This is a genomic window from Acinetobacter sp. AR_0276 (assembly GCF_003000705.1).
GTDB lineage: Bacteria > Pseudomonadota > Gammaproteobacteria > Pseudomonadales > Moraxellaceae > Acinetobacter > Acinetobacter nosocomialis.
Window position 1 is genome coordinate 1 of record NZ_PSQO01000004.1, and the last position, 22,978, is coordinate 22,978.

Genomic DNA, 22,978 nt, shown 5'->3' on the forward strand with positions numbered 1-22,978 from the left:
CTCGACCAGATCTACGCCAGATTAAAATCGGTGTTGGCCCTGTGCAGTATTTGGGGCAAGTAACTTTCCTTTAGCATTCTCAACTGCGGGTGGTGATACTGCTTCGGCACTGGCAGCGGGTTGCTCTGTAGTGGTGAAAGCCCATAGTGGACATATGGCCACAGCAGACTTTTAGCGCAGGCAATTGAACGTGCTGTAGAAAAATCGAATATGCCTAAAGGTGTGTTTAACATGATCTATGGTAATGGCGTAGGTGAACCACTGGTTAAGCATCCTTTAATTCAGGCTGTAGGTTTTACGGGTTCATTGCGAGGTGGTCGCGCTTTATGTGACATGGCTGCAGCCCGTCCACAACCGATTCCGGTGTTTGCTGAAATGAGCAGCATTAACCCGATGTTGATGTTGCCAGAAGCCTTAAAAAACCGTGGTGAAAAAATTGCACAGGACTTGGCAGATTCAGTGGTTTTAGGCTGTGGCCAGTTCTGTACCAATCCGGGTTTAATCTTGGGTATTAAATCGGTCGAATTTAGCCAGCTCATTAGCAAACTAACCGACATTATGGGTGCTAAACCTGCACAAACTATGCTCAATGCCGAACCTTAAAAAGTTATACCGCTGGTCTTGAGCACTTAACCCAGCATCAAGGCATTAAGCATTTGGCAGGTCAGGCTCAACAAGGCAATCAGGCGCAGCCGCAACTGTTTAAAGCGGATGTTGAGCTTTTACTGGCGGTGACCAGCTTTTACAGGAAGAAATCTTTGGGCCAACCACAGTCATCATTGAAGTTGAAGATAGAGCCCAACTCATTCAGGCGCTACAAAGCATGAATGGTCAGCTGACTGCGACTTTAATTGCCGATGAAGCTGACTTAACCGAGTTTGCAGATGTAGTGCCAGTTTTAGAGGAAAAAGCCGGTCGATTACTTATAAATGGCTACCCAACGGGTGTTGAGGTCTGTGATGCGATGTACACGGCGGCCATATCAGCCACTCAGATGCACGAGGCACTTCAGTTGGAACCTTGGCATTGACCGTTACTTAAGACCTGTGTGTTACCAGAATATCCGCAAAGTTTATTCCAGAACCTTAAAGACAGCAACCCATTGCAGATTTTAAGACTGGTGAATGGTGAGATGACTAGAGAAGCGATCTAAAAAATAAAAAGAGACCAGATGATGGTCTCTTTTTATCGATATTCAAATCTTACGTATATAATATAAATTGCCAAATTAACTTGTTTTGTAATTGATATTTTTTAAAAATAAATCAACAGCGTAATCAACCCAAGCACTAATTTCATCGGTTGATATTAAATAATCAGGATGAGTCAAACATTTTAGATGAGCATCACTCTTAACAGTGATAAAAATATATTTGCTGCGACTTCCGAAGAAGAAGTTAATTCAATTTCTCCTTGTTTAACCGACTTTTCAAGATAACCCGCAATAATATTTGCCAGACGTTGTGGCCCCACTTCAAAGAACTTTTCCGATAATTCCGGGAATCTTACGGCTTCTGCAATACAGACTCTAAAGAATGCCAAACCCGAATGCGATAAATAAAACACAAATAAGTTTTCCCAATTTCAGTTAAAGCTGAACGTAAGTTTTTGGCCTTTGTCTCAACCAATATAATTTGCTCTTGCATATTGGCACATTTGCGCTCAATGACGCAGCAAACATTGCTTCTTTATTTTAAAACAACCATACATGGTGGCTTTTGAAACACCTGCTTCTTTTTGAATCATATCTGTGGTTGTGCCACTAAATCCGTGGATCAGAAAAAACTTGTTGCTGCATCTAGAATTTTTTGATCTTTCTCTTTGGTTTTAGTGCAATCTAACATACGAACCTACAAACATATTTAGCAATTTCATTCTTAGTGTACCTCATCGAAAAGTTCAAAATCGAGAATTGACGTAATTTTAATAAGATAGTAGAGTACCGATCGTACAGTTGAGCTTAAGATTTGCCCTGTTCGGTGCAATAAGCTCATTTTAAAATTTAAGGTAAAGATGAATATACGACCATCATCGGTTTGGCAGGTGCAATTTTTGCAGCCATGACTGTCGAATTTAATAACCGAATTAGCAGCATTACCTTGGTCGATATCGCGGTGCAATGGGCATTAGTGTCGACGCTGGTTATTGGGTCAGTAGTATTTATGCCAGTGCCATGATTATTGCATGATCCTGTCCACCAGTTGGGCCGTTATTTTTTCTATGCGTCGAGTTCTTCTTTTGCGATAGGACTTTGCCTCTTCTCTAGCGTTTTAATTCCTTTTAGCCCAAATATCGAAATATTTTATTTATTACGGGGCTTGCAAGGACTCGCTAATGGTTTAACCATTCCTTTACTTATGGCCTGTGCCCTTAGATTCCTAGGACCTGAAATTCGTCTATGGGGTTTGGCCTGCTATGCATTAACAGCAACTTTTTTCCCAAACTTAAGTGCTGCACTTGCTGCCTTTTATTTAGATGTGATTGGTTGGAAGATGATATTTTTCCAAACCATTCCTTTTTGTGCTTTAAGTGCTGCGCTGGTTTACTTCGGTATTCCGCAAGATCCATTAAATTACTCAAGAATAAAAACTTATGATTGGACTGGTGCGATTCTAGCCATTATTGGCTTGGCAAGCTTAAGTACCATGCTTTTGCATGGCAATCATTTGGACTGGTTCAATTCAAAATTGATTTGTGTTTTGGCTTTAATGAGTGCCATTACCCTACCTTTATTTTAATACATGAATGGCGCTATCCAACACCATTAATTAAACCGCAAATGCTCGAAATACGAAATTTTGGCTATGCTGTTATTGCGCTGTTTTGCTTGTGATTATTGGTATGTCAACCAGTACATTACCCCTTAATTACTTAAGCGCTGTGCATGGTTATAAGCCCACTCAAACCATGTGGATTGGCTTACAAATTGCCGCATTACAGTTTATCTATATTCCAATTGTCATTAAGGTTTTAAACCAAGCTTGGGTTGATAGCCGATATGTACATGGGTTTGGTTTACTTTTGGTGATGATTGGCTGCTTAGGTGCAAGTCAACTTGATACCACTTGGAACCAAGACCAATTCTATTTTTGGCATGCAATCTCATGTTTAGGACAAACCTGTGTAGTGCTTTCGCTCCTCATGATGGGGACAAATAGTGTCCACCCAACTATGGCAATCTATGCTTCGCCTATGATTAATACCCCGCGTGCTATTAGCGGCGTACTCGGTGTGTGTCTTTGGACTGGGTCAATCGAGTACGTGGTGAATACCATTCAACACGGCTGATTGAAAATACCTCACAACATGTTTTTCAAAATATTCAAGGTCCTGTTATTAACCCGCTTACCCCGCCTGTGCTAAGTGCAGATGGTACCGAACGTGTTTCCGGTGGTTTATCTGCCTTAAATTCTGCGATTCAGGCACAGCAATCGGTGTTGGTGATTAGTGACCAATATCTGATTTTAGCGGGACTTACTGCAATTTTATTTATCGTTATGCTGATTTTGCCAGTTAGAACTTATCCACCACGCATTGCTCTCATTAAGTTAATGAATAGTCATAACTCAGGAAAATCTTTATGAGTACTCTCGAAGCCCAAGATCACTCCATGACCGAGTCACCCAAGTTAACAAAGATGCAATATCTTAAGAAACACTGGGTTATGGTTATTGCATTTATTATCGTTCTAGTTTCCATTTTATGGATTTTAAAAGTTATATTTTTACCTTCTTCAGTGGTTAAAACTGACGATGCACGGGTAGATGTCGAGTACTCAACCATTGCTCCTAAAGTGTCAGGCAATATTGAAGAAATTTATATTAAAGATCACCAGACCGTAAAAAAAGGCCAACTTTTGGCACGGATTGATGCACGAGATTATCAGGCGGCTTTAGCTGAAGCAGAATCTAATTATGCTAAAGCACAAGCTGACTTAAATGAAGCAAAGCTGGCAGTAGAAAGACAACCCACTGTTATCCGAGAAACAGAAGCCCAGCTTAGAAAAGTAGAAGCCGGTATTAAACTCACCAAAGATAATACAGCACGTTATGAGCAACTACAGGCGCTTGGTGCTGAGTCTAGATTGATTACGCAACAGTCAAAAACCACATTGACCGAGCAATATGCCGACTTGGACAGCAGTAAAGAAAAAGTCACAGATGCACAGTATCAGCTCAACCAATATAAAATTCAGGTACAGGCTAAAGAAGCCGCTTTAAAACAAGCTCAAGCTGCGCTTGATAAAGCAAAACTGAATCTGAGCTATACAGAAATTCGATCGCCTATTGATGGCATGATTGGACAAAAGTCTGCAAATGTGGGCAACTTTGTTGGCGCAGGTAATCCACTCATGGTGGTTGTGCCTTTAGATCAAGTGTATGTAGAAGCAAACTTCCGTGAAATTGAACTAAAACAAATTAAAATCGGCCAACCTGTCATTGTTTATGTCGACGCTTACAATGTTGAGTTAAAAGGTGTGGTAGATAGTTTTTCACCATCGACTGGTGCATTTTTCTCGCCAATTTCAGCAACAAATGCGACGGGTAACTTTACTAAAATTGTTCAGCGTTTACCTTTACGCATCAAACTCCTTGAGAACCAGCCGGATATTAAGTTGTTGCGTCCTGGTCTATCTGTTGTGGTTTCTGTGGATACGACTAAATAAACGGAATCAACTGAGCACTTAAAAACTCTAAATGAGCCTCATTGTTAGTCTTACTCCTAATGTGGGCTCATTAAATTCAATACTAAATTTGGCTCGTATTTTACCCTTCTATCCTTTTGTCCTTGCTACTTGAATAGATAAAATACAAAGCAATCCCTAAGCAAATTAGCGCTCCTAATCGATACAGTGAAAAAGGAAGCATTTCATTACCGAACCAGCCAAAGTTATCAATCAAGATACTCATCAAAAGTTGTCCAAAAATCACAGCAACAGTAGCAACCGCAGCTCCGATTCTTTGTACAGCCAGTACCATAATGACAATATAAGGTACGCCACACATAGCACCTAATAACTGCCATTTAGGAACATCTAGTAACGTTAAAGTTTGTTTAGGTTCAAAGTAAAAATAAGGAGAGCCGTAATTAGAGCACCGACCGAAAAAGTCAGAAAAGCACTACGAAATACACCAACTTTCGCTCCAAGTTGACCATTAATTGCGGCCTGCACACTCAGCAAAGCACCACCAATGACGGCGAGAAGAATCATTAAAATTGTCATGGCTATCTCCTACGCTTTTGCCACAAGTATAAGTGCGACAACAATAAAGATGAGTGCCACTACCCGTTTACGGTCTACTTTTCGATGTGGAGTTCCCAGTAAACCATAGTGGTCGATAATCAGACTTTTAAATACCTGTCCCGCTAAAATGCCAATCATGGTCATTGCAATACCAATAATTGGAGTCGTAATTGTCAAAATAATGACGTAAGCAGGACCAAGAACACCACCGAGTAATTGCCAAGATGGAAGTGTAAAAAATGAAGGACTATTACGTGGGCTAAAAAACAGCATGAGTAGAAAAGTAAGTGCTGCACCCACGCCAAAAATACTAAACGTGGCCCACAACTCACCCACTTCTTTTCCTAACGGCCCTAAAAGCCCTGCTTCGACCGATAGCCCCATACCCCCTAAAATGGTTAGGAGTAGTAATAGAATTTGCATCTACATTGCCTCATCTGTATCTAAGCAACGAATAGTAAGGTAGCCAATTCATCAGAAAAACAGCATAATTCATGAATCACTTTTGCAGAAATTGCACAAATGGATTTAACAAATTCGATTGATATCCGCACGCTTCGCTTCTTTATTAGTGTTTATAACGCGCAAAACTTCTCAAATGTAGCACGTAAAGAAGATGTATCAGCGTCTATGATTTCACGCACCATTCAACAACTTGAAGATGCATTGGGCCAGCAACTTTTCTACCGAAATACGCGAGCAATCACACCGACCGAATCGGGCAAATTATTTTTTGAGTACGCGAAAAAAATTACCGAACAATTTGATGAAGCCCAAAAGGCATTGCAAGATAAAACCATAGAGCCATCGGGACTCGTCCGCATTAATGCCCCTGTGTTTTTTGGTCAACGGCATATTGCGCCGTGGTTGGCGGGTTTATCAGAGCGTTACCCAAGGCTTCTAATAGAACTCATTCAAACCGATGAATTTATAGATCCATTACGCGAAAGCACAGATTTAATATTTCGTATTGGAGCACTGACTGATTCATCATTTCATGCACGTATTTTTGGTACACAAAAATATCATTTGGCAGCGTCTCCTCAATATATTGCCAAATACGGTACGCCTGATCATCCGACAGAACTTAATCAGCACAAATGCCTAGTCTATAAAGGTTTTGAAGGTCCTAACCGCTGGTTAGTAAGAAAGCCCAATGAAGAATGGGTACATTATCCAATTACTCCATTGCTGTCTTCAAACAATGCCGAGAGTTTAATGACAGCCGCGCTTCATGGCATGGGGATTGTTTTATTTCCTGATTGGCTGATTGGCGAAGCTTTAAAACAAGGTGATTTAATAAAGCTTTTACCTGAATATGAAGTCGCGATTAAATCACACCCCCAGCATATCGCAGCCATTTATCCCAATGTTCGCCATCCGCCCTTAAATATTCGAGTGGTAATAGATTATTTTGCTGAAATCTATGGAGACACACCGTATTGGCAGAATTAAATTTTTCTTTTAATCATCATTTGTAAAGACAAAAACACCTGATTGCAGCAATCAAATAAACTCTGAAATCAGGGATCACCGTTAGATACTAATTAATTGCTATCTCATAATGAAAATTATCGGCCAAACCATAAGACTCACGGTATTCGACTGCTACGCCTTCAAGATTTTTTGCGATACGGCATACCTTCACTAAAGGGTCTTCAAGGTGATTATTTAAATGGCTATCTTTGATATTTTTCTCAAAAGTTAACCGTTCTGTTGCAGTAGAAATAAATTGACCGCAGTGCTGATAATAAAAAGGATAAAGTAGATTCCCAAACTCAGCGATTGGAATTTCTTCCAGATTTTTAAATAAGCGTTCAGGCAGCCAGATTCTTTCGCTTAACACAACGACGTCTTCATGCTTACGAACACGCTCGATATAAATCAGCTTTTCGGTGTGCCCAAGCCCTAACTCGGCGTTTACTTCCGGCATTGCATCACACACTTCTACTTTTTTGATTTGTCCTTGTGGCTGAATAAAATCGCCTTTTTTATTACGTAGTCTAAAAAAACGGATGAGTGAATTTTCAAAATTAGGTTGTTTGAGGAAAGTTCCTTTTCCTTGCTGTTTAACCAATAAGCCATCTTCAACCAGTCCTTCAACCGCCTTTCTAACGGTTCCTACCGATACGCTATACATTTGCGCAAGTTCTTGTTCACTTGGAATAGGCTCTTCGACTGTCCATTTTGACTGGATCAGTAGTTTTTGAAGTTCCCAACGGACCTTTTCATATCTTGGCAATTTAAAATTTTTAAATGCAGTCTCATCAAGCATTTGCGTTAAACATTATGAAATCGATTTGACAATATTAGCATAGTTCTGTGTAATACAAAAAAGCAAACATATATATGTTTAGATGTTTATATATTTATCAAGGAAGATAATATGACCGCATTGATGCTGATAGCTTTAGCTGTATCTATAGGCTTAGGTTATAAAACAAAAATCAATATCGGATTTTTTACGATAGCGTTTGCTTACCTGATTGGTTGCTTTGGCATGGGTCTTAAACCTTCCGAAGTTATTGAATTATGGCCTGTCAAAATTTTCTTTATTATTTTATCTGTCACTCTGTTTTATAACTTTGCTTTGGCAAATGGCGCTTTAGAAAAACTTGCCAGCCATCTCTTATATAAATGCCGTAAGTTTCCTCAGTTTTTACCTTTAGCGATTTTTTTCGCAGCAACCATTATTGCTGGCCTAGGTGCTGGTTTTTATACGGTACTTGCCTTTATGGCACCCATTACACTGCTGCTGTGTAAAAAAACCAATATGAATATGGTTATTGGCGGGATGGCGGCAAATTACGGCGCTTTAGCTGGCGCAAATTTTATGACATCACAAAGTGGCATTATTTTCCGAAGCTTAATGGAAAATACTGGTATTAGCTCACAAACCGCTTTTTCATATAGCAGTGGAATTTTTGTATTAACTTTAATTATTCCAATTGCGGTGTTGGGCATTTATACCCTGTGGAATAGAAAAAGTAATTCAATTGTGATTGAAGATCAAAAGCCTGAGCCATTTGACAAAAAACAGAAACAATCCATCTTCCTTATTGTTTTAATGATGTCGATTGTTTTAGTTTTTCCAATCTTGCACCTTGTTTTTCCCGATGTAAAAACGATTAGCTTTTTAAACTCCAAAATTGATATTGCCTTCCTTGCCATTACCTTCTCGCTCATTAGTTTACTTATGAAACTTGCCGATGAGAAAAAGGTCATTGCTCTTGTGCCTTGGGGAACACTAATCATGATTTGCGGTGTTGGTATGCTCATCGCATTAGGTGTGAAACTTGGCATTATTACGACCCTATCTGAATGGTTAGCAAACAATGTTCCTGTGTGGGTTATACCAGTACTGTTATGTCTGATCAGTGCCATTATGTCTGTATTTTCAAGCACTCTAGGTGTAGTTGCTCCTACCTTATTCCCAATTGTTCCGGCGCTTGCACTTAGCTCTGGCCTAAATCCACTTGTGCTGTTCATTTGTATTGTAGTTGGCGCTCAGTCTACAGCGATTTCCCCTTTCTCCTCTGGCGGTAGCCTCATTATGGCTTCAGCTCCTGCAGATATCGACAAAACCAAATTTTTTAATCAACTGTTATTTAAAGCAATTCCTGTAGGAGTCATTGCCGCTTTAATCACTATTTTCGCTTTAAAATTTGTAATGTGAGATGAAAATGAACTGTATAGATACACATGCACATGTTTTTTCGACACAGGACCACAGTATCGAAACAGCACGTTATGCACCTGATTATGAGGCAACTGTACAAAGTTTTATCTCTCATCTTGATGAATACAATTTCACGCATGGTGTTTTGGTTCAACCCAGCTTTTTGGGTACCAATAACCAAGCGATGTTAAACGCAATTCAGCAATACCCTAAGCGTTTAAAAGGGATCGCCGTTGTTCAACATACGACGACTTTTGAGGAGCTAGTGAATCTCAAGGCACAAGGCATCGTTGGTGTTCGCTTAAATCTATTCGGTCTTAACCCTCCTGCGCTAAATACGCCTGACTGGCAAAAATTTTTACGTAATGTGGAAAGCCTCAACTGGCAAGTTGAATTACACGCACCGCCAAAATATCTGGTTCAGCTTTTGCCACAATTAGATGAATACAGCTTTGATGTCGTAATTGACCATTTTGGCCGAGTTGACCCTGTTAAAGGGATTGAAGATCCGGATTATCAGAAATTTTTAAGCTTACTTAACGTAAAACAGCACTGGATTAAAGTGTCCGGTTTCTACCGTTTGGGTGCCGCTCCAAACAACATAAATACGGCACGACTGGCCTATAACATTCTTAAAGAAAAAGGCTTTTTACACAAACTCATTTGGGGAAGTGATTGGCCACATACCCAACATGAATCTTTAATTACTTATGAAAATGCATTTAGAGCTTTTAAACAGATTGTGTTTGATAAACACGAGCAATGTTTAATTTTAAATCAGAACCCTACCGAGCTGTTTGGTTTCTCACGTACATAAGGAGTATGTATGAAAAATGATATATCTATATCGGAAGTAGAAAAGTCAACGATCCGTAAACTCTCTTTTCGTATTCTTCCTTTCCTCATTCTTTGTTATTTCATCTCATATATTGACCGAGTAAACATTGGTTTCGCCGCTTTAACCATGAATCAAGAAATTGGTTTAACCGCGACTGCCTTTGGTTTTGGTGCGACATTATTTTTTATTGCATATGTCATATTTGAAATTCCAAGTAATATGGCCATGGAAAAGCTAGGTGCACGTATCTGGATTGCCAGAATCATGATTACTTGGGGCATTGTCGGTTGCTGTACCGCCTTCATTACTGGCCCTATTTCATATGCAATCTCACGGTTTTTACTTGGTGCTGCCGAAGCCGGATTTTTTCCTGGTGTATTACTGTATTTAACCCTATGGTTCCCTAAACGATATATGGCTCGAATTGTTGCCGTATTTATGGTTGCCATTCCTTTATCTAATTTTATTGGTTCACCATTATCTGCCTTACTGTTGGGCTTACATGGTTTAGTTGGTTTAAGTGGATGGCAAGTGCTTTTAATTTTTGAAGCATTGCCTGCAATTCTTCTTGGCATATTATGTTTAGTTTGGCTTCCAAATAAACCGAATCATGTTAAATGGTTAAGTTCTGAGGAAAGAGAATGGCTATCGAGTACCTTAACTTTTGAAAAAAACCAACAGTTAAATACTGAAAAACAAGACAGTGCCGAACAGAAAAAGAGTAAGTTCAAACTGCTGATTACCAATAAATATCTATGGTTCTTCGCAATTATTTATGCAGGAAGTTCAGCAACCAGCAATATTTTATCATTATGGATGCCTCAGATTTTAAAGGCTTTCCATTTAACTGCCATGCAGACGGGTCTTTTAAATATGATTCCGTTTGGTTTAGCTGCTGCTTTCATGATTGTTTGGGGCGTACATGCCGATAAAAGTGGCAATAAAAGTCTCAACACAGCCATTCCATTATTTGTAACCAGTTTTGGTTTGCTTCTTACTATTTTTACCTCGTCTTTAACTTTGAGCTTACTTTTATTCTCACTCGTTTTGATGGGTAACTATGCCATTAAAGGTCCTTTCTGGGCATTGGTTTCTGAGCGCTTACCGCCGACTCTGGTAGCCGTAGGCATCGCAGCGGTTAATACCATTGCGCATATCGGTACTGGGCTTATGAACTCTATTATGGGTATAGTCAAAGATTATTCGGGTAGTTTCCCTGTTTCACTTTTACCGCTCTGCATTCTGACATTTATTGGCGCCGTGATTGCGTTGTATTTAGGAAGAAAACCAACTTTACCGAAAGCACAAAAGGTTCAAAAATTGGTTTAGGTTTTAGAAATAACAGATTTAATAAAAAGAGACCCATTGATGGTCTCTTTTTTATTTATAACAAATATATAGATGCTAAGATGAATCAATATTTTCTTATTTTTATATGAAAACTATAAGTTTGTCTGTCTTTACTCCAACAAAAAGCCCATCTTCCGATGAGCTTTTTATTTAATTAAGATTATCAAATGCATTAGACTTTAAATTCTGCTATTACAAAGTTTTTTACTATTTCATCAAAATTTGGTTTCAGAAGAGTTGGCTTGCTATCTTTTATAGTTATATACCAATAACTTGCTGCAACTCCCATGCTAATTAAAGCTAACAATTTCATTGCTCACCTCACTTATTGGGAAGAGTGGACTTCAACTTAACATCCGCGTTTGTAGCGTTCCAACTCGTTTTAACGAGGTTTCTGTATATTTTTTAAGCAATGTGTAATAAATAAGCCTACAACTTTGAGAGCCTTCTTTAACGCCCATAATTTAGATAAATTAATGTTTTCCAAATCTTATACGAAATCCCATAGAATGCCCTTCTTCTTTGACTTTAATAGTATATAAGTATTTAATTTTATTAAAATCTTTCCTCATTTCTATATCAACCACTCCATCTTGCTTCTGTCCAGTTATTTCAACTTTATAAGAGTAAAGTGGCCGTTCAGCATCAGTATAAAAATCAGATCCATACTGCTTAATACTGTAGTCTTTAATTTTTCCAAATTTCTGTCTTATGGTTTTATCTGTATATACCACTGATTTAACCCTTTGTGTATTTTCTTTATTATTAATAAATAAGTAGCCACTTCCAATAATAAGAATAAATATAGTGATCAAAGCGATATTTCTTTTTTTCATTAGATCTTTAAATTCTATGTACATATATTTCTAAAAATATTTAGGGAAAAATATTCTATCAAATTTCAATATATTATTTTAAGATTTAATCTAATACTTAAAGAACTTTAACTAATTTTATTAATGCTAGGGATAGCCTCGGGTTTATTTGAATATATCAGCACCCTTTTGTAAGTAAATTTCCCAATTCTTCATTAAGCGATTAATATTTTCTGCATACGAATACAATGAGGGATCGTATCCATCCGTAGGAGGTATATATTTAATAAAACTTTCTATTTCAGCAGGATAATCAAAATCTGTATAAATACTTTCTACTTCATCTAAAGGATCTTCAAAACTTTCTCGATTAATCCAAAGCCAGCTAAGAAGTATATAATGATGTGTGCTGAAAAAACAGGAGGTTTTAACTTGGTAAACTAAACACACTCATCAGGAGTTTACCATGAGCAAGAAACACAAGACTTACACCACAGAATTTAAAGCTGAAGCCATCAAATTAATTGAAGCCAATCAAGGCAATGTCTCGGAAACAGCCAGACAACTTAGCATTTCAATGCAAACTCTTTCAAATTGGAATACCAAAGCAAAGGCTGGAACTTTAGCAGGTACAAAACAGTATTCACCTGATCTAAACGCTCTACTCGAAGAAAATAAAAAACTCAAACAACAGCTCAAAATAGCTGAAATGGAACGTGAATTTTTAAAAAAGGCAGCAGCGTACTTTGCCAAAGAAAGTCAGTAAGGTACGCCTATATGAAACAAAAAAGATATTCTTTTCCAATTACCTTAATGGCTCGATTACTTCATGTTTCAGTTTCATGTTTTTATGATTGGCTCAAGAGAGGCGTGAGCAAAAGAACGATTCAACGAAATCAACAGACGATATTGGTGAAAATAGCCCATGAGGAGACAAGGCAGAGCTATGGTTATATTCGATTAACCAAATACTTACAAGCTCAGGGTATAAAAATGAGTATGTACGCTGTACGTCAGATAAAAGCGCTGAACCAGCTGTATTGTAAGCGACACAAGCGTTTTAAAAGGACTACGAATAGTGACCATAATCGAGCGATCTATGAAAACCTGCTGGAGCAACAATTCTCAATGACTAGACCAAATCAAGCATGGTCAAGTGATATTACGTACATATGGACTGTTGAAGGATGGCTGTATTTAGCAGCGGTAAAAGACCTTTACACGAAGCAAGTGGTTGGCTATAGCTTAAATGAGCGCATGACAACACAGCTTGTTTGTAATGCGCTAAATATGGCTATTCACAATCAAAAACCAACCAAAGAACTGATTGTGCATTCAGACAGAGGAAGTCAATATTGCAGCCAGGAATATCGAAATATACTTGAGCAATATGGTTTTCAAGGTTCAATGAGCAAGCGCGGAGACTGTTACGATAATGCACCGATTGAAAGCTTTTGGGGAATACTGAAAAATGAGTTAGTGCATCATTACAACTATCAAACCAGAGAAGAAGCCCAAGCAGATATTATAAAATACATTGAGTTATTTTATAATCATCGAAGAATTCAAAAGGGTTTGGGTTTTAAGACACCAAATCAAATGGCCGAAGACTTTTATAAGTTGGCTGCCTAGAATCTCCCAAGGGAAAGTCTCCTGATAATTCAGCGTATATCAATAAAGCCATTTTTCCCTAATCATCGAATCTTCATTAGTCTCTGAACATAATTCATTCAAAAAGGGACCGATATCATCTGATTCACTCGGTATAAGGAATGATAGTTCAAGTTCAGCGTTAGTATAGTCTTCCGTTAATAAACTATTTTCTGCTTTTTTTATTGGTATTTCTGAAGTGAGAAGATTATTTTTATAGCCCCATTTGATATCACACCATGAAAGTGTCACCTTTTCATTAATAAAATCAGCAGGTATTGGATACAAATTCATGTCATTGTGCCTCTGGGATCATAAAAATCATTAATTCTAATATTTCCCGAATACTTATTAATTTGATCTTCAAAAAAATTTTTAAGAAAAAACAATATAATTTCGATAGTTTAAAAAAGCTTACTCTTTCGAGTAAGCTTTATCCTTAGGAGTTTTCTACTGATAAATAATGATCACTATAATTCAAAAAATTACTAGCCTTGATCAAAATTAAATAATCTGAATCTAGTTGATTAAAGTCTGATTAATCAATGATTCAATTTTTTGAGAAGCAACAGAATTATAGTAAGTACATTCATTCTTTGCTTCTTCAATTGCACTTTGGAAAGAAATTACATCCTCGTAATTATTAAATGAATCAAGTGATTTTTTATAACCTGCAACAATACTATCAATTGAAGTGTTAGGATTCTTTTGCCAATAACCTGAAGCTAGTTTATTGTCTATATTCATATACACCGAAACTGTATAATACTTTGGATCGTTTGCCTCTGTATTTAAATAAGCCCACTGTACATTACCCCATTTTCCAGTAACAGCATTACTTCCAGCTAAAGAAACATAGTCTGAAAAGTTATTAACGCTAACACCATTAACAGAAGCTAAACTTTCTGTATTAGTAATTACATAGTAAGGGACTGAATAATTTGTTCTTTCAACCTGAAAACACTTAGCTCCTGCAGGAAATGTATTTTTTTTAGTTAAAGCTAAAAAATTTTTAAATTGATCACCAATAGATTCTCGATGAAAAAATACGCTTGTAGGAATTTTCTCTGCAAGCAGATTCCAATATACGGCGGTTCTGTCACTTATTCTGACATTCTTTAAATCAATCCAGCGCCCTTTCTCTTCTACGACAATATTCTTAAGGCCATCTTTGTTATAAGGGGTTTTTCGAAGAGTAGTTCCATCTTGTGAAGTAGATCTTAAAATATATCGTCTATAACCTAATGGATACTTCGTCTCATCTGGTCTGTAAAGACCATCTGTGCTTAACATTAGGCGACCAATATCTGGTTGAGTGTTTTTATCTAATTTAAGATAATCTGCATACCAAATATTTCCGTTTCTTGAATTTCTAGTAATCTCAACAAATGTATTATCAAACTGAATAGATGCCCATTTGTAAGAAGTAGTATTATCAAACTCGCTACTAAGAATTTCATCTTTTGTTGTTGTAACTGTATCACTACTTCCAGTCCCGCCACCACAGCCGACCATAAGACCTGAAAGTAGAAAAAGGAAAATAGCTTTATTAAGTGTCATAAAATTTACTCTTTTTTATTGAGTGGTATAAAATGCGGTTAAGCATAATAAGTTAAAATTTTATTATAAGAAATAATTAATTTTCAGATTTAACTTCTTAATTATCAGACGTAATAATAAAAGTTTAAGTAACTTAAAAAGGTAATCAATTATTAAAAATTAAATTTATTACTTCATTTAAATTGAAAAAATATTAATTCCTATTTCAAAAACCTCTCCACCACCATATCCCGCTCATCCAAACTATTTGAGCTTAAAATCTGGAACATCAAGCCATCAATTAGGTTTAAAACCAAATTGGCATCGGGCTTTAATGCATGAGTTTCTAAACTAAAAATCAGGTCAAAAATCTCATGAAGCAACCATTTTCTATACTCTATTGCCATACGGTAAGCCTGTGGGTAAGCGATTTTAATTTCAAAATAGGCTTTTAGTAAAAGGTAGTACAGGCTATTAAAGTTGGCATGTAAAACAATAATTTCTTTGAGTTTATCTTTTGAAGTGCGGTAATGGCCTGAGTAAATAATGGAGAGCACTTCTTCTCTGAGCAAGCTTTTTTGAAAGGCAATGCACATTTCAATTAAACCTTCTTTTGAGCCAAAATATTTATAAAAGGTGGATTTGGTAATTTGGGCTTCTTTAGCAATCAGGTCTACGCCCGCTGTGTGAAACCCGTAAGTTGTAAATAGGTGTATGGCAGTTTGAAGAACATATAGTTTTTTCGAAGATATTTCTAAATTTGACATAGTTTTGCCGTTATAAATTCTTGTTGTTTCTAAATGAGATTAAAAAGCCTGTGCCTTTTCTGGGAGAAAAAAAGGCACAGCAAAGCCGTAAAGACTGTGCTTGGCACATCTCAAGTTTTATTGTTGCTAAGTTTTAGACGTAATGATTTAAAGCCTGAAAAGCCTATAGGCAATCAAGTTTCTTTAAAGTGATTTAAGTTGTGTCGAGATAGTTTTTGACAGTGACTGCCAATAATTTATGAATGTGCATAGCCAACTCCTTCTTTTGGGAGTTCTGCCGAAACATTATAAATTATGGTGGCAGAACGGAAGCGGGTTGACGGACTGGTTTCAACTCCAGCACACTCGAAAGTGTCCCACTCCCGTCCTACCGCTACGGGAGGGAACGAGGTGTGCACACAAAACTATTCCTCAGAAGAAATAGTCCTGAAGTGGTTGAAATAGCGGTCCGTCAAAACCGACTGGCAATGTAGGCCAGCCCGCAAAGGATAGTATCCAAGTCACTTACAGTCAAGCATACAAAATGACATTTGCTTTAAAATAGATCATTAAAAAGTAAGGATAAATAGTTAAAATTTATTGTTAATTTTTTATTTATAAAAATGCATAAAAACAAAACACTCTACTCGTGTCACTGCTCAAATATCCGTTCCAATTAGCAATTCTTTTAGCCGACCTTGAGCCTTTTATGGCAACTTAAATGGAAATACGTAAATGACATTACTAGCCATAGGATAAATCCCTAAGCTTTCGGTTCTTTCTTTCAATTGTTCTATAGAAAGTCCTGAAATCGGTTCACGCCCGCCCCAAACCAACAAGCCTTTTTTAGCATAGTCTTCGAGTACTTCTATGGTTTTTCCATTTTTAAGCTCAATCACAACATTTTTTTCTTTAATTGGGAATAATTGCGCATTTTCATCGGTAACGAACAGGGTCAGGCTTATAGCTGTCGCTATTTGTTCTTGGTATGGCGCGATAATAATTCCATTACTAGCGACTGGCGTGATGCTCAGTTGTGAAAACTGCAAATCAGTTATAGCATCTTGATTGGGAGCTCGACCACTCCATATAAGAATGCCTTCAGGGAACGCGGCTAAAGGTTCTTGGCTGTCATTTATCTCTAGTATTTTTCCGTCATCAAATTTAATAACCAGACTTTGTCCTGCATAGCGTGTTAAAGCACTATTTTGGTCAACAGCAAAAATTTTCATTTAATTTCATTCCCCAACAGCCAAGCATAAGATCATAACGGTTAGCTATCTTTTTAAGTTGGTATTTTTGTGAAGGTTTATTAGAGGGTATTTAAATAATTATAATTTTATTCGATTAAAATCTTAAGTTTAAGTCATGCTAATTGTTTAGTCCCAGATTTTAATGGTGCAATATTCTCAGATAAATGGAAGGAAGCACTATGGGACAAGTTCTACACAGCAGCGCCACAACGACACAGGCAGTGCGTCGAGCAATACAAAATAGTCAAGAGAGCTTAAGAACGCTAGCCAAGCGTTACGGCATCAATCAAAAGACCGTCGCAAAATGGAAGAAACGTACTTCAGTAGATGATCTTACAACCGGCCCAAAGAATCCTCGCTCAAGCGTGTTATCGCCTGAAGATGAGGCGGCAATTGTTGCTTTTCGAAAACGCACTTTGTTGCCGCTAGACGATTGCCTTTATGCATTGCAGCCGAGTATTCCTTATCTGACACGCTCGTCGTTACACCGCTGCTTACAGCGGCATGGTATTTCACGACTGCCTGAGGTACAAGGTGATCGCCCTGTCAGGAAGCGCTTCAAGAGCTACCCCATTGGTTACTTTCATATCGACATCGCTGAGATGCAAACAGCACAGGGTAAGCTTTATCTCTTCGTTGCCATTGATCGCACTTCCAAGTTTGCGTTCACTGAATTGCATACTAAAGCCAGTAAGATGGCAGCCGCGGAGTTCATGCGCAATCTGGTTAAGGCTGTGCCCTATAGAATCCATACGGTGCTAACAGATAACGGCATCCAGTTCACGAACCGCACCTGTGATCGCTACGCCTCTGAGCACATCTTTGATCGGGTTTGTACTGAATGTGGCATTGAACATCGTCTTACCAAGGTTAAGCATCCATGGACCAATGGACAGGTCGAGAGGATGAACCGAACGATTAAAGAAGCTACTGTCAAACGGTTCCATTACGACGATCACACTCAGCTATGCATTCACCTTGCTGATTTTATTGCTGCATACAACTTCGGCCGCAGACTCAAAACACTCAGGGGCCTGACTCCCTACGAATTCATCTGCAAACAGTGGACAGATGAACCTGAACTTTTTAAAATTGATCCGATCCATCAAATGCCGGGACTAAACAGCTAATTCACAGTTTCATATTGAATTAAAATAAAATTCCTATCTACATAAGAAAACAATTCAGATAGTTAAATTTCTAACTTAATTATTATAGGAACTTATACAATAAAACTATACAGTTCTGTATACCCCACTTTGTTATCATTCGGGCCAATTCATGAAAATAACAAGGAGTAATATGGCAACCCCGTATATAACTATAGGCTGCCCAACATCTGGGGGTGGCAAAGTCATTTCTGGGAACAGCAAGTTTCTAATTGATGGTATTCCCGTTGCCTGCGTTGGTGATAAAGCTACATGTCCCACACATAAAGTTCTTGCAACCATTGTGTCTGGTGACCCATACATGCAAATTTTTGGGAAATCTGCAGCACGAGTGAACGACTCACTTTCATGTGGCTGCAAATTACTTCCGCAACAAAATCTAGTTGTTCAAGATAATGGTGGTAGCACTGGTAGTAATAGTAGTTATAAAAATACTCAACAATCTACTCAAGAAAATTTTATTGAAAAGAAAGATTTTGAGATTGAACTAGTTGACTTAAAAGTTACACCTTTTATTCCCCTTGGAGTTCCTACCTCTGAAGGTAAACCATCAAATAAAGAACATTCATTTTTCATAAAAATAAAAAAAGGAATATGTGATGCTATAAGTCTAGAAGTTGAGCAGGACGGAACCTTTGTAGAAGTAAAGAAAATACAAAAAGCTTTTTCCTCTGGTCAGCAAATTTCACTCAATTGGGATGGCTTTATTAAAGATTTCTATAATAGTAAATTTATGACGAAACCATCAGGAGTCAAATTTAAAGTTAAAGGCTATTCAAGTGGCTCAGTTCAATGTTCAGATGAGAAAATATTTAAATTCAAGTATTTTAATAAAGACTGGATGGATATTGTCATTAACCGAAAGACAAAACATGTCTTAATTGATTTACGTGTAAATTTTGTCGATGGAGGAGCGGTAGGTCTTTTTAATGGTAACTCAGTCCCTCCTATGCAAATTTCCTTTAAGAAAATTAAGCCATATAGTACTCAAACCAAAACTTTCGATCAGCTTCGCCAATTAGCATTAGATGGTATCAATTATTATTGGGGTAGAAATCATACGCATCCGACCGGAAAAAATATAAAAATTAATGGAGATGAATATGAAGTTTTTGTAAAGGCTAAACCTTCCGAAGTTCAAGCTATGCCCGAAATGAAACTTACATTTGTAACTAATGTAAACCCGAATGATCTAATGTTCCGTAGTTCTAACTGGGCACTTTCCAGAAAAACTGCCTACATGACAGGATACTTAAAATTCGATAATGGTTGGTCTTTTTATGAGTATTCTTTATCTGATAAAAAGTTTAAAGAGACAATAGCTCATGAGACTGGCCATGCAATTGTTGAAACATATGCAGGTTTCAATGAATCAGTTACACATCATGGATCATCAGGCTATGATCAGAATCCTAAAGCTGGAACCATATATCCAAAAACTGGTGAAATCGATCTAATGAAATATGCAAAGGGTAATCTACTTACCATATCTGGTTGGGATACACGCATGGTAGCGAACGAAAAAGATACGATGGGATTGTTATTTATTTCAGGGATTTCTAAAAAATGAAAAAATATTTAATATTCTTTTTTCTTATACTCTCGTGTTCAATTGCTTCAGGTTGTACAAAAAAAATTTTATATTTAACTCCTGAAGCAACTGGTTATCTTTATGACAGTAAAACTAAACAGCCTCTACACAATGTAAATGGATATATAGGTTTCTATTTACCTGATGAAAAATCAACAACCATAAGAGTAAGTAATGATGGTAGTTTTACTATTAAACCATTAACAAAAGAATATTTTTTCATTGAACCTAGTTTAGAGGATTATAAAAATCTTCCGCCATTAATTTATATTAGCTTTAAAAATTATCAAAACAAAACATTAGATTACTCAGGAAAATTTAATGAACAAGTTCCAGAAGAAAAAGCTAATTTTGAACATTATAAAAAAATTGATCTCGGTAAAGTTTACTTAGATCCTGAGTAAAAGTTTTACTCAGTCATATAACTCAATCCTAAAAGCCCTTCTTTGAGGGCTTTTTTTATTTTGCTTGCATTTTTTCTATTTTTATTTATGATTGAGTAATCACTCAATTAATCTGTTTGTATATGGCTCGTCCTCGTAGTGAAGATAAACGTAATGCAATTTTAAGTGCTGCTATCGAAACATTAGCAGAGCTTGGCGAACGTGCGTCTACTTCAAAAATTGCTAAAGTTGCTGGCGTGGCAGAAGGCACTTTATTTACCTATTTTAGTAATAAAGAAGAATTGCTTAACCAGTTATATCTTTCGCTCAAGGCTGAGCTACGTCAGGTCATGATGCTTGGTTACCCTACCAACTCAGATTTACAAACACAAATGTCGCATATCTGGCAAAGTTATTTGGACTGGAGTTTAGAAGCTCCCCTTAAACGTAAAGTAATGGCGCAGCTTTCGACCTCAGAACAAATTACTGAGCAAAGCAAACAAATTGGTATGCAAACCTTTTGTGACTTTACTCAAAACATTCAAGAACGTATTAACGATGGCAAATTAAGAGATTATCCACCGTTATTTATTGCTTCGATTTTAGGTGCGCTTGCCGAGGTTACACTTAATTTTATTGCCCAAGACCCTTCTCAAACCGAGCTTTATCGCAAATCTGGTTTTGAAGCGTTTTGGCATGCAGTTTCAATATAAATCATAGAATAAGGATGCGCGGCGTCCTTATTTTTAAACCAATTAATGAGTGAGTAAATACTCATTTAAATGAATTAAAATAAGCACTTAACCCAAGTTCTTATTTGTACATATAGGTTTGTTCCAATAAGGAAAAACAAGATGACTATTTCAAACACAACAAACTTGCCTTCTCCCTTAATGCCATCTCAGCAGCACAATGGCAAATTTAGAAATACGCGTCCGAACCAACACAAGCCTTCTTTTGGTAAAACACTTCAACTTATGTGGAAGTTTCTTTTTAACAAACCAAAAGACACAGTACCCAACAAAGAAATTCCTGTTTTAAGTTTGTCAAAAGAACAGCTTTTAAGTGCACCTGACCGCTCTCTATTTCGTTTGGGCCACTCAACCATTTTGTTAAAACTGCAAAATGAGTTTTGGTTAACCGACCCTGTTTTTTCTGAACGTGCTTCACCTTTTCAATGGATTGGTCCAAAACGTTTTCACCAGCCACCGATTAGCATTGCAGACTTACCACCCATTAAAGGTGTGATTCTGTCGCATAACCACTACGACCACCTCGACTACCATGCGGTTATGCAGCTTAACGATAAAGTTGAACATTTCTTAACGCCGCTTGGTGTAGGCGATACACTCATTAAATGGGGAATTCCAGCAGAAAAAGTTCAACAACTCGACTGGTGGGACACCACGCATGTAGATGGACTTGAACTGGTCGCTACCCCTGCCCATCATTTTTCAGGCCGTGGTATGGGCGATAGCAATGCAACGCTTTGGGCTTCGTGGGTGATTATTGATAATGACTTACGTGTGTTTTTTAGCGGTGACACGGGATATTTTGATGGGTTTAAAGAAATTGGACATCGTTATGGTCCGTTTGATTTGACCATGTTAGAAACTGGCGCTTATGACCCTGAATGGCCCGATGTTCATATGCAACCAGAGCAAACTTTACAAGCACATTTAGACTTAAAAGGACGTCATTTGTTGCCTGTACATAATGGTACTTTTGACTTGGCGCTTCATGCTTGGGACGACCCGTTTGAACGTATCGTGGCTTTGGCTCATGAAAATAATTTAGCCATTAGCACACCGCAAATGGGACAAATTTTGAACTTAAACGAGCCGAATGTTGAAAATTATTGGTGACGTTCATAGTTCGATAAAAATAAGCCGAACACTCCATTTGCAGTATTCGGCTTATCTTATTTATAACTTTGAATAATTTTCACAAAGCACTCTTTTCAAGCGTTTCTATAATCGCTAAAGCCGTCTTCTTAGCTGAAAACGGGTTTTGACCAGTAATCAAATTGCCATCTTGAACGACATACGGCGCAAAAGGAATAAAAGCCTTTTCATAACGAGCGCCATATTCTTTAGCGAGCTCTTCGGCATTGTACGGCACTTTTTTCGCTACCCCTGCCAGAACCTCTTCACTCCATGCAAAGCCAGTTAACTTTTTACCTTCTATGAGTCGCTTGCCATTTGAAAGTCTGACGTGAAGCAAACCGCAATAACCGTGGCATACACTCGAAACAATGCCACCTTTTTCATAAATATTTTTGGTGATTTCTTGCAGTTCAGGATTATCTAAAAAGTCCCACATCACACCGTGACCACCCGTGTAATAGATCACGTCATAATCTTGCCAATGAATATCGGAAGGCTTAAAAGTATTTGCTAACAAGGTAATAAAAGCTTGGTCTTTTTCTCTGGCTTTAACAGATTTATCTGCAACCAAAGGCGCAAGCGATTTAGGCTCGATCGGGGTTTTTCCGCCATTTGGGCTGACAATATCTTGCACATAACCTTGCTTTTCAAATTCATCATAAGCATGAGTGAGCTCGCCCAACCACAGTCCTGTCGGCTCATCTACATCCTTATAGCGTGAAATATTGGTCACGACATGTAATATGCGTTTAGACATTTTCTCACCTCATTTTTCATATTTATAATTCTATTCTTTCATCTATCAAAGCATAGAAAGCTGTTACTGAAAGTGTG

The 22,978-nt window shown here is 37.6% G+C and carries 18 protein-coding genes and 7 pseudogenes; 13 read left to right on the forward strand and 12 right to left on the reverse strand.

Annotated features, from left to right (window positions below; all coding sequences use genetic code 11):
* Positions 1-1,153 (forward strand): annotated as a pseudogene (locus CSB87_RS20015) (aldehyde dehydrogenase (NADP(+))); the annotation flags it as partial.
* 75 nt (positions 1,154-1,228) lie between these two features.
* On the opposite strand, the pseudogene CSB87_RS00830 reads toward CSB87_RS20015, so the two are convergent.
* Positions 1,229-1,844 (reverse strand): annotated as a pseudogene (locus CSB87_RS00830) (TetR/AcrR family transcriptional regulator).
* A gap of 216 nt (positions 1,845-2,060) precedes the next feature.
* Between CSB87_RS00830 and CSB87_RS00835 the strand changes: the two are divergent.
* Both CSB87_RS00835 and CSB87_RS00840 read left to right on the forward strand, forming a co-directional pair.
* Positions 2,061-3,584, forward strand: a pseudogene (locus CSB87_RS00835) (MFS transporter).
* Positions 3,581-4,666 carry an HlyD family secretion protein gene (locus tag CSB87_RS00840; protein ID WP_004887120.1) on the forward strand — a complete coding sequence of 362 codons (1,086 nt, stop codon included), beginning with the start codon at positions 3,581-3,583 and terminating at the stop codon, positions 4,664-4,666. The pseudogene CSB87_RS00835 and the gene CSB87_RS00840 overlap by 4 nt, the downstream one beginning before the upstream one ends.
* 100 nt (positions 4,667-4,766) lie before the next feature.
* On the opposite strand, the pseudogene CSB87_RS00845 reads toward CSB87_RS00840, so the two are convergent.
* Together CSB87_RS00845 and CSB87_RS00850 are read right to left on the reverse strand one after the other, a co-directional pair.
* Positions 4,767-5,224 (reverse strand): annotated as a pseudogene (locus CSB87_RS00845) (DMT family transporter).
* A gap of 9 nt (positions 5,225-5,233) precedes the next feature.
* Positions 5,234-5,668 carry a DMT family transporter gene (locus CSB87_RS00850; RefSeq protein WP_004887118.1) on the reverse strand — a complete coding sequence of 145 codons (435 nt, stop codon included), beginning with the start codon at positions 5,666-5,668 and terminating at the stop codon, positions 5,234-5,236.
* A 99-nt stretch (positions 5,669-5,767) separates the two neighbouring features.
* On the opposite strand from CSB87_RS00850, the gene CSB87_RS00855 reads away from it, so the two are divergent.
* A complete protein-coding gene (locus CSB87_RS00855; protein ID WP_004887117.1) occupies positions 5,768-6,700 on the forward strand; it encodes a LysR family transcriptional regulator in 933 nt (310 codons plus the stop codon).
* Between the two features lie 88 nt (positions 6,701-6,788).
* Here CSB87_RS00855 and CSB87_RS00860 read toward each other — a convergent pair whose 3' ends face one another.
* Entirely contained in the window at positions 6,789-7,520 is a 732-nt protein-coding gene (locus CSB87_RS00860; RefSeq protein WP_004887116.1) for a GntR family transcriptional regulator, read from the reverse strand.
* Between the two features lie 111 nt (positions 7,521-7,631).
* Between CSB87_RS00860 and CSB87_RS00865 the strand changes: the two genes are divergently transcribed.
* From CSB87_RS00865 to CSB87_RS00875, 3 genes are read left to right on the forward strand one after another with little or no spacing between them, the layout of a single operon-like run.
* Complete coding sequence (locus CSB87_RS00865) at positions 7,632-8,921, forward strand: SLC13 family permease (protein ID WP_004887115.1); 1,290 nt, start codon at positions 7,632-7,634, stop codon at positions 8,919-8,921.
* Positions 8,922-8,928: 7 nt separating this feature from the next.
* Positions 8,929-9,741: an amidohydrolase family protein gene (locus tag CSB87_RS00870; RefSeq protein WP_004887112.1), complete on the forward strand. Its 813-nt coding sequence runs from the start codon at positions 8,929-8,931 to the stop codon at positions 9,739-9,741.
* A gap of 9 nt (positions 9,742-9,750) precedes the next feature.
* Positions 9,751-11,091: an MFS transporter gene (locus tag CSB87_RS00875; protein WP_004887111.1), complete on the forward strand. Its 1,341-nt coding sequence runs from the start codon at positions 9,751-9,753 to the stop codon at positions 11,089-11,091.
* Between the two features lie 193 nt (positions 11,092-11,284).
* Here the strand turns inward: CSB87_RS00875 and CSB87_RS00880 are convergent, their stop codons facing one another.
* From CSB87_RS00880 to CSB87_RS00890, 3 genes and pseudogenes are all read right to left on the reverse strand, one after another.
* Positions 11,285-11,425 carry a hypothetical protein gene (locus tag CSB87_RS00880; protein WP_004887108.1) on the reverse strand — a complete coding sequence of 47 codons (141 nt, stop codon included), beginning with the start codon at positions 11,423-11,425 and terminating at the stop codon, positions 11,285-11,287.
* A 160-nt stretch (positions 11,426-11,585) separates the two neighbouring features.
* Complete coding sequence (locus CSB87_RS00885) at positions 11,586-11,948, reverse strand: hypothetical protein (protein ID WP_009498982.1); 363 nt, start codon at positions 11,946-11,948, stop codon at positions 11,586-11,588.
* A gap of 144 nt (positions 11,949-12,092) precedes the next feature.
* Positions 12,093-12,326, reverse strand: a pseudogene (locus CSB87_RS00890) (DUF2247 family protein); the annotation flags it as partial.
* Positions 12,327-12,393: 67 nt separating this feature from the next.
* On the opposite strand from CSB87_RS00890, the gene CSB87_RS00895 reads away from it, so the two are divergent.
* A protein-coding gene (locus tag CSB87_RS00895; RefSeq protein WP_106105013.1) for an IS3-like element ISAba22 family transposase occupies positions 12,394-13,559 on the forward strand; the annotation gives its coding sequence in 2 pieces (ribosomal slippage) (positions 12,394-12,652 and positions 12,652-13,559; 1,167 coding nt in all).
* A gap of 42 nt (positions 13,560-13,601) precedes the next feature.
* Here CSB87_RS00895 and CSB87_RS00900 read toward each other — a convergent pair.
* The 4 genes and pseudogenes from CSB87_RS00900 to CSB87_RS00920 form a co-directional block, all read right to left on the reverse strand.
* A pseudogene (locus tag CSB87_RS00900) lies at positions 13,602-13,871 on the reverse strand (DUF2247 family protein); the annotation flags it as partial.
* Between the two features lie 225 nt (positions 13,872-14,096).
* Positions 14,097-15,137, reverse strand: a complete 1,041-nt coding sequence (locus CSB87_RS00905) for a hypothetical protein (protein WP_006581575.1) — start codon at positions 15,135-15,137, stop codon at positions 14,097-14,099.
* Between the two features lie 200 nt (positions 15,138-15,337).
* Positions 15,338-15,883 (reverse strand): TetR/AcrR family transcriptional regulator, encoded by a 546-nt coding sequence (locus CSB87_RS00910; protein WP_004887100.1) that lies wholly within the window; start codon positions 15,881-15,883, stop codon positions 15,338-15,340.
* A 686-nt stretch (positions 15,884-16,569) separates the two neighbouring features.
* A complete protein-coding gene (locus CSB87_RS00920) occupies positions 16,570-17,094 on the reverse strand; it encodes a hypothetical protein (protein WP_004887098.1) in 525 nt (174 codons plus the stop codon).
* A 200-nt stretch (positions 17,095-17,294) separates the two neighbouring features.
* Here CSB87_RS00920 and CSB87_RS00925 point away from each other — a divergent pair, with 200 nt between their 5' ends.
* The 5 genes and pseudogenes from CSB87_RS00925 to CSB87_RS00945 all read left to right on the forward strand — a co-directional run bounded on the left by CSB87_RS00925 (position 17,295) and on the right by CSB87_RS00945 (position 22,123).
* Positions 17,295-18,245, forward strand: a complete 951-nt coding sequence (locus tag CSB87_RS00925) for an IS481 family transposase (protein WP_031952572.1) — start codon at positions 17,295-17,297, stop codon at positions 18,243-18,245.
* Between the two features lie 172 nt (positions 18,246-18,417).
* Positions 18,418-18,687, forward strand: a pseudogene (locus tag CSB87_RS20020) (PAAR domain-containing protein); the annotation flags it as partial.
* A 1,163-nt stretch (positions 18,688-19,850) separates the two neighbouring features.
* Positions 19,851-20,279: a hypothetical protein gene (locus CSB87_RS00935; protein WP_004887094.1), complete on the forward strand. Its 429-nt coding sequence runs from the start codon at positions 19,851-19,853 to the stop codon at positions 20,277-20,279.
* Positions 20,280-20,401: 122 nt separating this feature from the next.
* A complete protein-coding gene (locus tag CSB87_RS00940; protein ID WP_004887092.1) occupies positions 20,402-20,971 on the forward strand; it encodes a TetR/AcrR family transcriptional regulator in 570 nt (189 codons plus the stop codon).
* 141 nt (positions 20,972-21,112) lie between these two features.
* Positions 21,113-22,123, forward strand: a complete 1,011-nt coding sequence (locus CSB87_RS00945) for an MBL fold metallo-hydrolase (protein ID WP_031952573.1) — start codon at positions 21,113-21,115, stop codon at positions 22,121-22,123.
* A 79-nt stretch (positions 22,124-22,202) separates the two neighbouring features.
* Here CSB87_RS00945 and CSB87_RS00950 read toward each other — a convergent pair whose 3' ends face one another.
* On the reverse strand, positions 22,203-22,901 hold the full coding sequence (locus CSB87_RS00950) for a type 1 glutamine amidotransferase domain-containing protein (protein ID WP_006581658.1): 699 nt from the start codon (positions 22,899-22,901) through the stop codon (positions 22,203-22,205).
* Positions 22,902-22,978: the final 77 nt, after the last annotated feature.